Annotated in this window: 11 protein-coding genes; 3 read left to right on the forward strand and 8 right to left on the reverse strand. The window is 39.9% G+C overall.

The annotated features are described in order from the left end of the window. The 5 genes from IEX94_RS19775 to IEX94_RS10125 all read right to left on the reverse strand — a co-directional run. On the reverse strand, nucleotides 1-442 hold a 442-nt coding region (locus IEX94_RS19775), incomplete at its 3' end, for an FAD-dependent oxidoreductase (RefSeq protein ID WP_229782662.1). Nucleotides 443-446: 4 nt separating this feature from the next. Beyond that, nucleotides 447-1,727: a dihydrolipoamide acetyltransferase family protein gene (locus IEX94_RS10110; protein ID WP_188857067.1), complete on the reverse strand. Its 1,281-nt coding sequence runs from the start codon at nucleotides 1,725-1,727 to the stop codon at nucleotides 447-449. Between the two features lie 23 nt (nucleotides 1,728-1,750). Next, entirely contained in the window at nucleotides 1,751-2,728 is a 978-nt protein-coding gene (locus IEX94_RS10115; protein ID WP_188857068.1) for an alpha-ketoacid dehydrogenase subunit beta, read from the reverse strand. A gap of 3 nt (nucleotides 2,729-2,731) precedes the next feature. Beyond that, nucleotides 2,732-3,775 carry a pyruvate dehydrogenase (acetyl-transferring) E1 component subunit alpha gene (gene pdhA / locus IEX94_RS10120; protein WP_188857109.1) on the reverse strand — a complete coding sequence of 348 codons (1,044 nt, stop codon included), beginning with the start codon at nucleotides 3,773-3,775 and terminating at the stop codon, nucleotides 2,732-2,734. A 417-nt stretch (nucleotides 3,776-4,192) separates the two neighbouring features. Continuing rightward, nucleotides 4,193-4,852 (reverse strand): YkyA family protein, encoded by a 660-nt coding sequence (locus IEX94_RS10125; protein WP_188857069.1) that lies wholly within the window; start codon nucleotides 4,850-4,852, stop codon nucleotides 4,193-4,195. A 693-nt stretch (nucleotides 4,853-5,545) separates the two neighbouring features. On the opposite strand from IEX94_RS10125, the gene def reads away from it, so the two are divergent. The 3 genes from def to rnjA all read left to right on the forward strand — a co-directional run bounded on the left by def (nucleotide 5,546) and on the right by rnjA (nucleotide 8,558). Continuing rightward, nucleotides 5,546-6,097, forward strand: a complete 552-nt coding sequence (gene def / locus IEX94_RS10130; protein WP_188857070.1) for a peptide deformylase — start codon at nucleotides 5,546-5,548, stop codon at nucleotides 6,095-6,097. Between the two features lie 581 nt (nucleotides 6,098-6,678). After that, entirely contained in the window at nucleotides 6,679-6,888 is a 210-nt protein-coding gene (locus tag IEX94_RS10135; RefSeq protein ID WP_188857071.1) for a DNA-dependent RNA polymerase subunit epsilon, read from the forward strand. Nucleotides 6,889-6,890: 2 nt separating this feature from the next. Further along, entirely contained in the window at nucleotides 6,891-8,558 is a 1,668-nt protein-coding gene (rnjA, locus tag IEX94_RS10140; protein ID WP_188857072.1) for a ribonuclease J1, read from the forward strand. A gap of 43 nt (nucleotides 8,559-8,601) precedes the next feature. Here rnjA and IEX94_RS10145 read toward each other — a convergent pair whose 3' ends face one another. The 3 genes from IEX94_RS10145 to IEX94_RS10155 form a co-directional block, all read right to left on the reverse strand. Then, entirely contained in the window at nucleotides 8,602-9,270 is a 669-nt protein-coding gene (locus tag IEX94_RS10145) for a potassium channel family protein (RefSeq protein WP_188857073.1), read from the reverse strand. Nucleotides 9,271-9,451: 181 nt separating this feature from the next. Beyond that, entirely contained in the window at nucleotides 9,452-11,194 is a 1,743-nt protein-coding gene (locus IEX94_RS10150; protein ID WP_229782664.1) for an ABC transporter ATP-binding protein, read from the reverse strand. Nucleotides 11,195-11,303: 109 nt separating this feature from the next. After that, nucleotides 11,304-13,052: an ABC transporter ATP-binding protein gene (locus IEX94_RS10155; protein WP_188857075.1), complete on the reverse strand. Its 1,749-nt coding sequence runs from the start codon at nucleotides 13,050-13,052 to the stop codon at nucleotides 11,304-11,306. Nucleotides 13,053-13,158: the final 106 nt, after the last annotated feature.

A 13,158-nucleotide genomic window follows, 5' to 3' on the forward strand; every position in this document is an offset into this window, starting at 1 on the left:
CTGTTGCAATGATACAATTATTGAATTTATACGTTTGTGAATTTTTTTCATCCATAACTTTTGCAGTGTTTTTGTCTACAAAGTATGCTTCACCACTTACAATATCTACTTTATTACCTTTAAGTAATCCTTCAACACCGCTCGTAAGTTTGTTTACGACAGAGTCTTTCCATTCTTGTACTTTGGAAAAGTCAACAGAAACTTTTTCTGCTTTAATACCAAGTTCTTCAATACCTTGTGCTTCAGCTGCCTTCTGTCCAGCAGTGATGAGTGCCTTAGATGGAATACATCCAACGTTTAAGCAAACTCCGCCTAGCGCTCCTTTGTCGACAATTGTTACCTTCTGTCCAAGTTGAGCGGCACGGATTGCAGCAACATATCCCCCAGGTCCAGCGCCAACGACAAGTGTGTCTACTTCTACTGGAAAATCTCCTACTACCATCTTCTTACGCCTCCATCATGATTAGTTGTGGATCATTTAGTACACGTTTAATTTGGTTCAGTGCAAGTTGTGCAGTTGCACCATCAACGATACGATGATCAAAGCTTAGAGATAATGTAAGTACTGGAGCAACAACAACTTCTCCGTTACGTACAATTGGCTTGTCAGCAATTCTACCAATTCCTAAAATAACCGCTTCAGGGTAGTTTAGAACTGGTGTGAACCATTGTCCACCAGCTGAACCAATATTTGAAATTGTGTTCGAAGCTCCTTTCATCTCTTCAGGTTTCAGTTTACCATCCCTAGCTTTTTCTGCCAAGGAGTTGATTTCTGCCGAGATTTCAAAGATGGATTTTCTATCTGCATTCTTAACAACCGGAACGAGCAATCCTCTATCTGTGTCAGCTGCAATACCGATATTATAGTAATGTTTCTGTACAATCTCATCAGTCGCATCATCAATAAAAGAGTTAAGGATAGGGTACTTTTTCGATGCAGAAATTAAAGCTTTTACAACATAAGGAAGATATGTTAGTTTCACACCTTGCTCCGCTGCAACTTCTTTAAATTTCTTACGGTGTGCAACAAGCTCTGTTACATCGATTTCGTCCATTAACGTAACATGAGGCGCTTTTGTTTTCGAGTTAACCATTGCATTTGCAATAGCTTTACGGATATTCGACATTTTCTCGCGTGTTTCTGGGAAATCACCTTCAGGAACGGCAACCTGTTGTGCACTAGAAGCAGCTTTTGTATCTTTGGCAGTTTCAGCTGTAACAGTTTCAGCTGGCTGTGCATCTCCGCTTACGAACGCATCGATATCTTCTTTTAAAATACGGCCATTCTTGCCTGTTCCAGAAACTTCTTTGATATTAACGCCTTGTTCACGTGCATATTTTCTTACAGAAGGCATGGCGATGACTACTACATCACTGTCTGAATCAGCGCTTTCCGCTTGAGCTGGTTTTGCACTGTCCGTTTTCGCTTCTTCTTTTGCTTCCTCTGTTTGTGCAGGTGCTTCTTCCGTACTATCATCAGACTCATAACCCTCTGCATCAAACGAAACAAAAGTATTTCCTACTGTCGCAACTTCACCTTCTTGAACGTAGATTTTCTTAACTGTACCATCTACTGGTGCTGGAATTTCTACAACTGCTTTATCATTTTGTACTTCACAAAGGACATCGTCTTCACTAATCTCATCGCCTTCATTAACGAACCATTTTACTATTTCGCCTTCTGTGATTCCTTCACCGATGTCCGGAAATTTAAATTCAAATGCCATTTTCTCTACCTCCTATGATGATTTTAGAAGTTTATTACTTGGTTGACTTTTTCTATAATATCTTTGTGGTTTGGTAGCCAAACTTCTTCCGCTTCTGAGAACGGGTATACTGTATCCGGAGCAGTTAAACGTAATACTGGTGCTTCTAAGTGCAGAATTGCTCTTTCTTGGATTTCCGCAACCACATTTGCTGCAACTCCAGCTTGACGTTGTGCTTCTTGGATAACTACGACACGGTTTGTCTTCTCAACAGATGCAAGAATTGTATCGTAATCGATTGGTGATACCGTACGTAAGTCAATTACTTCCGCTTCAATACCTTCTTCCGCAAGCTCATCAGCCGCTTTTAGCGCTGCGTGTACCATTGCACCGTAGGCTACTAATGTAACATCTTTACCTTCGCGTTTCACTGCTGCTTTTCCAATTGGAACGGTGTACTCTTCTTCCGGTACTTCTTCACGGAATGAACGGTAAAGTTTCATATGTTCAAGGAAAATTACCGGATCATTATCACGGATTGCAGAAATGAGTAATCCTTTCGCTTCATATGGAGTGGAAGGAATGACAACTTTAAGTCCTGGCTGTTGTGCAACGAGTCCTTCTAATGAGTCTGCGTGAAGTTCAGGTGTGTGAACCCCTCCACCAAATGGTGCACGAACTGTAATTGGAGCTTGGTACGTACCACCAGAGCGGTAACGCATTCTAGCCATTTGTCCACTGATAGAGTCCATTACTTCAAATAAGAAGCCGAAAAATTGAATTTCCGGAACTGGACGAAAACCTTGAGTTGTAAGACCAATCGCCAGTCCTCCGATACCAGACTCAGCAAGCGGAGTATCAAATACACGTTCTTCACCAAACTCTGCCTGCAATCCTTCTGTCGCACGGAAAACTCCACCGTTTTGTCCAACGTCTTCACCGAACACAAGTACGTTTTCATCATTCTTCAATTCGTTACGCATTGCGTCTGTAATTGCTTGAATCATTGTCATTTGCGCCATGATTTATTTCGACTCCTTTTCTTCATAAAATTCTAACTGCTCCTGTAAGTTGTGTGGGAGCTCTTCATACATATTATTAATTAAATCCGTTACTTTCTGTTTCGGATATTGGTCTGCTTTCTTAATCGCCTGTTTGATATCTTCTCTTGCTTCTTCAATTACTTTATTCTCGTCTTCTTCGCTCCATAGTTTCTTTCCTTCTAAGAACTTACGGAAACGCACAAGTGGATCTTTCTTCTCCCACTCTTTATCCAAGTCTTCGGAACGATAACGAGTTGGATCATCACCTGACATCGTGTGTGGACCGAAACGGTATGTCAATGTCTCAATCAATGTTGGACCTTCACCTTTAACAGCACGGTCGCGCGCATCTTTAGTTGCTGCATAAACTGCAAGCACGTCCATTCCATCCACTTGAATTCCTTCGATACCAGCAGCCACAGCTTTCTGCGCTAATGTTTTCGCAGCCGTTTGCTTTTCTACAGGTACAGAGATAGCAAAGCGGTTGTTTTGAACAACAAAGATTGCTGGAGCTTGGTAAGCACCCGCCATGTTGATACCTTCATAGAAGTCACCTTGAGATGTTCCACCGTCACCAGTATAAGTAATCGCTACATTTTTCGATCCACGTAATTTCATACCAAGTGCAACTCCAGCAGCTTGTACGTACTGTGCACCGATAATAATTTGCGGAGCTAATGCTTTCAAGCCATCCTCGTATTGGTTTCCATGGAAATGACCTTTCGAGAATAAGAATGCCTGATACAGTGGTAAACCATGCCAAATAAGCTGTGGTACATCACGATATCCCGGTAAAATGAAATCTTCTTTCTCCAGCGCAAAATGGCTCGCTAACTGCGAAGCTTCCTGACCTGCTGTCGGTGCATAGAAACCTAAACGTCCTTGACGGTTAAGTGCGATTGAACGTTGGTCAAGAATTCGCGTGTAAACCATTCGACGCATCAATTCTTTTAGCTCATCATCAGATAACTTAGGCATGGCCTTTTCATTAACAACTTCTCCATCTTCGTTTAGAATCTGGAACATTTCGAACTTACTCTCAACATCTTTTAATACATGTTTCAAGGTAGTCACCTCTCCTTTATTAATAAAATATTGTCATCGGAAGCAAACACTTCCATTGCATTCACGCGCAACACCTAATGGTGAATATCCTCACCATGGAACTGTTATATAGATTCCCGCAAAAAAACTAGTACAAATCGTGTACTATTAAATATTAGCTTAAATCCTTCAATAGGTCAAACACTTTAACTTCACTCTACCCTTATCGATGTAAGCCTAATCAACAAAACTTGTTATAATCCAATGTTTCTTTACTTTGCTGTTCCATTACAGTTTTGCAAAAGCGACTAATACAGGACTATTTTAATCTATATAGATAAAATGGGCAAAAAAATAAACCTTATGCATCCTGTTTCGTCTACATAAGGTTTTAACTTCTTATTCTTCTTCAAATGTAACTTCCATATTAGCTGCTTCATAAAAATCTTGTTTCAAGTTGTTATACTCGACTGTCAATTCATTAAAAGCATCGTTTGCAGTTAATATTTGTTCATATTTTTCATTTATTTTTTCAATCTGTTCATTTAATTCATCTTGTTCCACTTCTTCTTCCTGAAGCAATGTATACAATTCCGTTTCCAAGTTGAGTGACTCTTTATACGCTTCATAAAGCTCATCATATGTATCGTAACGTTCCATCATTACCTGATACATTTCCTCACCCTTCGTTTGAGCATCTCCTTCTTCAAGATCTTCAAGGAGTGCTTCAATCGATTGGAACTCTTCTTTTGCTCCGTGTATGCTTTCGCGTTCCGTGTCAATCTTTTCACCGCGCTCTTCTATTATTGTAATAGCATCTTGTGAGAGCTGCGTAATTTCCTCGAAGTCATCCATTCCCAGATCAATCACTTTAGCATAAATTTCTTGTTCTTGCTTTTCAAGTTCGGTAATCTCACTTTGCTGGGCCTCGAACTCTTGTTCCAGCAGGACAGTTTCCTCCAAGTGTGTATGTATCTTCTCTTCTGTACTTTCACTGCTGCATGCCGATAAGATGATGAGCAATAATCCAAATATAAGAATCCTTTTCTTCCACAACATGTTCTGTAACCTCCTAAACATCTAATTCATAAGTATGTTTTTAGAGTATATCATAAATTCAGCCCGAACCGATAGACAATTATCGATTAGAATCATACACCTTACAGAAAAATAACGAATAGCCTTTTGTGCTAATTCTTTCATTCAGCGTAAGTGTCTGGTTCGTTCACTAATTATGGCGTTCTAATCGCCGTTCAGTTGCCCGGTGGACGGATGCTTGCCGCGGGCACAGCCGAAGCCTCCTCGGGCTATTCCCGCAGGAGTCACCGTCCACCGGGCAACTGAACTGGTAGAGAGGATTATAATTAATGGAAAATATCCCACCATGATAGGTGTCCCCTTACAAAATGAAAAATAATGCTCCAAATTTGGCCTTTCCTAGGAGCAGTCCAGACACCTCGAGACTCCAGCAGGAGGATAGGCATAGGTGAGACCCCGCAGGGCGCCAGCCCGAGGAGGCTCACCAGCCGCCTGCGGAAAGCGAGAGGTGTCTGGACTGCGGACCTCCAGGAGAAGGTTGCACTTACGCTGAATGAAAGCGATCAGTAGTTCATTTGAATTGAATTTTTTGTTGGGCTGCTCTATATTTCTTTAACAACGTTAGTTTTTTATAGATGCGAAAGTTGAGTATTTCAGATATGATAAGATAAAGGAAGTAAACAGATTAATCCATTAAAGTAAGGAGAAATAGATATGATAACAATGAAGGATATTGTACGAGAAGGTCACCCTTCGTTAACGAAAGTTGCTGAAGAAGTAGAATTACCATTAACCGAAGACGAAAAGCAGCTTCTAAAAGATATGCTAACATTTCTTAAAAACAGTCAAGACGACGAAATGGCTGAAAAATATAAATTACGCGCAGGTGTAGGTTTAGCTGCACCACAACTTGGAATTGAAAAACGGATGTTCGCCGTCTATTACGTAGATGAGAAAGGCACAGTCCATGAATATGCGCTTGTTAATCCAAAGATTGTTTCTCATTCCGTTGAAAAAGCATTTCTACCAACAGGAGAAGGATGCTTATCCGTAGACCGGGAAGTGGAAGGGTATGTTCCACGATATGCACGCATCACGGTCAAAGCATTCGACATGGACAATAATCCAATTAAAATACGGTTAAAAGGTTATCTCGCTATTGTCTTTCAGCACGAGATCGATCACTTAAATGGTGTCATGTTTTACGATCATATCAATCAAGAAAACCCGTTCTATATTCCGGAAAATTCAAAACCAGTTGAATAATCGGAAGGTGCCAGGCACCTTCCCCTCCCCAAGAATGTACCTCCCTGGACAGACTCGCATAATATAAAGTATAAATTCCGATGAATGGCAAAAAATAGGATTACTCAAACGGAAGCAGCATAACATCTTTAGGTAGATAGGGTACCCGTTCATCGTCCACCATTTTGAGGTAAGTTTTCCCACCTATTAAAAAGGGAAAATGTACCTCTAAATAATATTTTTTTCCTTAATCATTTCAAATTTCATTGATTCGTACTATAATGTAGATAAGAGGATTGGATCGGTAAAATGTTTTTGCTGCTTTTCTTAATATCTGAAAGGAGACGTGTGTAAACATGTTAAAGCGCCTTAAAGAAAAGCTCAAGAAACGTTTGAAAGATTTTATAGGTCAAAAAGAACGTGTGCCTACACCTTATAAATAGAATGATTACTATTCACCAATCAACTAGAATTCATGCATGCTACGGAAACTTGCAGGAACTTTAATAACATCGAATACATGCTGGGCGCATGGGTACCAGAGCATGCGCTTAGTATGTTTTATTTGCAACGCTAAATATTAAAATGTCAGGAGAGATAATATGATATATAAAGTTTTATATCAAGAACTTGAAGATGAAGCTCCAGTTCGAGAACGAACGCAAAGTCTCTATATTGAAGCGGATTCTGTAAGAGAAGTACGTAAAAAATTACAAGATCGAAAATACAATGTGGAATACATCCAAGAATTAGATGAGGCACATCTAGAGTATGAAAAACAATCCGATGATTTTAAAGTGGAGAAAATCTGAATATGAAGTTTGTAAAAAATGATCAAACTGCAGTCTTCGCTTTAGGAGGACTCGGTGAAATTGGTAAAAATACGTATGCTGTTCAATTCCAGGATGAAATCATTATCATCGATGCAGGAATCAAATTCCCCGAGGACGAGCTTCTCGGAATTGATTACGTCATCCCGGACTATACGTATTTAGTCCAAAACCAAGATAAAATTAAAGGATTATTCATCACCCATGGACATGAGGACCATATCGGAGGGATCCCTTATCTATTGCGTGAAATCAATGTGCCCATATATGCTGGAAAACTTGCAATTGGATTAATTAGATCGAAACTAGAAGAACATGGTTTATTAAGGAATGCTAAGTTAAATCCTATTAATGAAGATGATGTTATTAAATTCCGTAAGACTTCCGTTAGTTTTTTCCGGACAACCCATAGTATTCCGGATTCCTATGGAGTTGTTGTTAAAACACCTCCAGGAAACATTGTTCATACTGGGGACTTTAAATTCGACTTCACCCCAGTTGGAGAGCATGCTGATTTGACAAAAATGGCTGAGATTGGCAAAGAAGGCGTACTTTGCTTATTGTCGGACAGCACAAACAGTGAGGTCCCTGGCTTCACGTTGTCTGAGAAGGTTGTTGGTGAAAGCATCGACGATATATTCAGTCGGGTTGATGGCAGACTAATTTTCGCCACATTCGCATCCAACATCTACCGCTTGAGCCAAGTGATCGATTCGGCAGTAAAATACGGCCGAAAAGTCGCGGTATTTGGACGCAGTATGGAGAATGCGATCAATCTAGGACTGGAACTTGGATACATCCAGGCACCTAAAGATACATTTGTGGATAGTAACCAAATCAATCGTCTTCCTGCTGATGAAGTAGCGATACTTTGCACAGGTTCTCAAGGTGAAGCAATGGCGGCCCTTTCAAGAATTGCTAATGGCACACATAAGCAGGTTCAATTAATACCTGGCGATACGGTTGTATTTTCATCATCTCCAATCCCTGGAAATACAATTAGTGTCGGCCGAATCATTAATAAACTTTATCGCGCAGGTGCTGAGGTTATCCATGGTAAATTAAGCAATGTACACACTTCTGGTCACGGAGCGCAGGACGAACAAAAGCTGATGCTTCGTCTGATGAAACCGAAGTTCTTCATGCCGATTCATGGTGAATACCGAATGATGAAAGAACACATCAAGCTTGCAGTTGATTGTGAAATAGATCCAAATAATTGTTTCACCCTCGACAATGGTGATGTGCTTGCTCTAAGTAAAGATACTGCTGATGTAGCTGGTAAAATTCCTTCAGGTACGATTTATATCGACGGAAGCGGGATTGGCGATATCGGTAATATTGTTCTAAGAGACCGACGCATCCTTTCAGAAGAAGGTCTTGTGATTGTTGTCGTAAGCATTAATATGAAACAATTCCAGCTCGCAGCTGGTCCGGATATTATTTCTCGCGGTTTCGTCTATATGCGGGAATCAGAAGATCTTATCAAAGAAGCACAAGAGCTTGTCACGAAACATTTAAATAAAGTAATGGAACGAAAAACAAGCCAATGGTCTGAAATTAAAAATGAAATTACAGACACAATTGCACCATTCTTATATGAACGGACAAAACGCCGTCCGATGGTCTTACCGATTATTATGGAAGTGTAAATAAAAAACATTAGCAGACATCTAGTTGCCTGCTAATGTTTTTTTATTGTTCATCAATAATAAGATGTTTTTCAAAACGGTGAATATCGTCATCGCTACCGATGACGAGCAATATATCATCGGGCTTAAACACATATTCAGGACTTGGTGAGACGTCGATTGTCTCGCCACTTTTTATCGCCATTACATTACAACCAAAGTTTGCTCGGATATCGAGATCAATTAATGATTTTCCGATCATTTTCTTTCCTGTTTTCACCTCGACAATGCTGTGGTCATCGGATAAATCCAGAAAGTCGAGAATATTATTTGAAATGATATTTTGAGCAATCCTCCTCCCCATATCCCGCTCCGGATGGATAACTCGATCAACACCAAGTTTTCGCAATATCTTTTCATGATAGTCATTTTGCGCTTTTACGGTGATGCGTTCCACGTGCAAGTCTGTCAAGATGACAGTTGTTAGAATGCTAGCTTGGAGACTATCCCCGATTGCAACAATGACGTGTTCAAAATTATGAATTCCAATTTCTTTTAATGATTCTTCATCGGTAGAGTCGAGAATGACGGCGTGGGAGGCAATGTTTTTAAATTCATTAACCTTTGCTTCGTCAATATCAATGGCGAGTACTTGTTTCCCTTCTCTGCTTAATTCTCGGCAAATACTGCCACCGAACCTCCCCAAACCAATCACCGCATAATCCTTACTCATCATATTCCCTCCAGAACTAGTAACATCTTTGTAGCTTCATTATAACCCCTACCTAAATATTGCACAAAATTAACAAATAAATGTAATATTGAATAGAAACTTTCTCCCTACTGAGCCAAGACACCTCTCGCTTTCCGATTGCGGCTGCGGAGCCCGAAAGAAACTTTGTAAACTTCCAATTTTATAGCGCATCGAGCATGGTGAATTGGGATTTGACTAATTCATAATATTTTCCACGCTCGGCGATAAGTGTCTGATGATTGCCGCTTTCGAGGATTTTACCGTTCTCAAGTACGAATATCTTGTCAGCTTCCCGGATCGTTGAAAGCCGGTGGGCAATGATAATCGATGTTCTACCTTTTAACAGCCGCTTTAAAGCTTGTTGAATCTTCATTTCTGACTCTGTATCAATACTAGCTGTTGCCTCATCCAAAATTATAATACGCGGATTAGCAAGTAGTGCTCTTGCGAAAGAAAGTAATTGCCGTTCACCAGCTGAGAGAATATTCCCCCGCTCCTCCACTTCCGTAGCATATCCATTAGACAACCGTTTAATAAAATCGTCTGCCCCGACAACTTTTGCTGCTTCTATTACCTCTTCATCGGTTGCATCCGGCCTTCCGAAGCGAATATTTTCCATAATTGTGCCCGAGAATATAAACGTATCTTGTAATACAACACTAATTTGTTCCCTTAGACTTGCAAGCTCAACATCCCGAAGATCCTTCCCATCTATTTTCACTGCACCTTCTGTCGGATCGTAAAATCGGCTGATTAAATTGGCAATTGTCGATTTACCACTTCCTGTATGGCCAACTAATGCAATCGTTTCTCCCGCTTCAATATTTAGGGATATTTCATGCAGCGCAATCCGGTCCTGATTATAAGAAAACTGGACGCGTTCAAATTGAATATGCCCTTTCATATTCTGAAAAACATATGCATTCTCTTTCTCCTTTACATTAGGCCGTTCATCAAGAAATTCAAATATCCGCTCCGAGGAAGCCATTGCCATCAAGAGTTGATTATACATTTGACCTAATCTTGAAATCGGCTCCCAAAACATTCCCGTAAAATAAGCAAATGATACGAAGGTACCGATTGCAATTCCACCATTTGCTTCTCCCAACAAAATTAAATAGGAACCAAAAGCAATAAGAATAATTGTTCCAACTGCATCACTCATATCGACAAACGGGCGGAATAATGCACTCTTTTTCGCTGCGTCTCTGAAGCTGTGAAAGAATCCCTTATTCACTCCATCGAAAAACTCAGCATTTTCCCTTTCCTGTGAGAATGACTGGGTAATTCGCATCCCCTGAATCGCTTCGTTTAAATGGGAGTTCATTCGCGATTGATTAATTCGCACTTTCTGCCATGAACGGCGGATATTTCGTCTTAACTTCGTAGATATATAAAACATAATCGGTAGGACGATTAATACAGCAATGGCTAATTTTGGACTTAGGACAAAAAGAATAACCATAATGCCGATTAAAGTAATTGAATCCATTAATAAATTGATAATTCCGTTTGTAAAAAGTTCCTGTAACGAGTTAATATCATTTAAAATCCGGACAAGAATCGATCCCGCTGAACGATGATCGAAAAATCCATGGGATAGCCTTTGTACATGGGAAAATAAGTGATGGCGCAAATCATAGATGACATTTTGCCCAAGCTGGTTCACCCATTTTATTCGTAACACGTTTGCCAGATAACTTAATAAGTACAAGCAGCCTATGATGACAACGAGCCACGTCAATAGTGTCGTATCTTTATTTAAGATGGCAATATCAATCGCAACCTTCCCGACTAAGATCGGTACTGCTAAACGGACGAAGGTTGATACAAGCATTGCAATAATTGCGGCCGGTAAATAACTTTTGGCGTAAGGTTTTAAATAGGTTAAGAGTCGTAGCATTTGTTTCCAGTTAAACGGTTTTTCAATAACTTGTTCCACCGTATAATGAAAACGAGTTAAATGATTTTTCTTATCTTTCTTGGAAGTTTCCAATCGAATCCCCTTCCTCTCAGTTCACAAGTTCCATAATCTCTTCCCGGTCTTGATATTGAATATCGTAAATTCTGCGATATATTCCATGCTCTGCAAGTAATTGATTATGTGTTCCGCGTTCTTTTATTTCCCCTTCTTCCAGTACTAAAATTTCATCAGCATGCTTAATCGAGGAAATTCGATGGGCGATAATAAAGGACGTCCTCTCCTTCATTACCTCTTTTAAAGCAGCCTGGATTTTAAACTCTGTCTCCATATCAACGGCAGATGTCGCATCATCCAAGATCAGGATACTTGGATTAATACAGAGCGCACGGGCAATGGCAATCCGCTGCTTTTGGCCACCCGACAGTCCCATCCCTCTTTCGCCGAGTAATGTATCGTATCCTTTTGGCAATTGCATAATAAAATCATGGGCCTGGGCACGTTTGGCCGCATCTATCACTTGTTCGTCACTTATATCGGGTCTTCCGTATGCGATATTTTCACGGATGGATGTTGAAAATAAGAAAGGTTCCTGTAATACGAAGCCAATCTGACTCCGTAATGATTTCAATTCATAATCGGAAACCAGTTCACCATCAACAAGGACTTCTCCCTTATCCGCTTCATAAAATCTTGTAATAAGCTGTGTAATACTCGTTTTCCCTGAACCAGTTGCGCCAATCAGCCCAATGACTTTCCCAGGAGGGGCATCAAAATCAATATCTTTTAAAGCTACGTCATCTTCTTCGACATATTGAAGTGATACATCTTTGAATGTGACATGACCCTTTATCGGTTGCCTGATTGCATTTTCTTTTTCCTGAATCTCTTCTTCCTGGTCAAGAATCTCGATCAAACGCTCTCCTGATGCTTTCGCTTGAGAAAACATATTAACAACAAACCCGAGGTTCATAATCGGACCGAGGATATACCAGACCAAACTAAAGAATGCAACAAGTTCACCAAGCGCCATTTGATCATTAATGACGAGATATCCGCCATACCCCAGTAACGAAACAACCGCTACATTACCGATAAACTCCATTAACGGAAAGTATTTCGACCATAATTTAGAAGTGAACAAGTACCGCTTTCGGTAATCATCATTACTGGAAGAAAATCTGTCAATCTCGAAATCTTCCCGTGATAATGATTTAACCGTGTTCATTCCACTGATATTCTCTTGCACTCGCGTATTTAACCTTCCAAACGATTTCCTTACTTTCCTAAATGCAGGGTGCACCTGTTTGTCAAATTGAAAAACAACGATACCCAAAAAAGGCATAGCAAGCATCGTAACGATCGCAAGTGGAATGGAATAATAAAACATGATCGTTAAACTGACACCAATCAAAACGACAATGCGGATTAATTCTGCAAATCCAGCGGATAGGAAAAAGCGAAAACCTTCTACGTCCGCAGTCAATCTTGACATAATGTCGCCAGTTTTTGAATTATCGTAATACTTAAAAGACAACACTTGCAATTTTCCATATAAAGCGTTTCTAAGATGATATACGGAGGTCATCCCAAATAATTCACTTAAATATTGAAAAGAAAAAGTAGAAATCCCTTTAATAATCATGAGGCCGAAGAAGATAAGCGAAATATAAAGAATGAGTCCATAACGATCCTGGAGTACGACTTCATCGATCGTTATTTGCAGAATGACCGGATAAACAACCGTGATACAAGTTAGAATAACTAGAAAGAATAACGACCAAAGAAAATAGTGCTTATATGGCCAATAGAATTCTTTCAATCGTTTAAATGTATTCAATTGTGCTCCCCCTTCAAAATTGTCAGTATATATAAATATATCGGAAACCGAAATAAATAGCTAGAACAAATTCTTGATTTTAATAATTTTTTTTCGGGACATGGGG

The organism is Oceanobacillus indicireducens (assembly GCF_014647195.1).
Taxonomy (GTDB): Bacteria; Bacillota; Bacilli; order Bacillales; family Amphibacillaceae; genus Oceanobacillus; species Oceanobacillus indicireducens.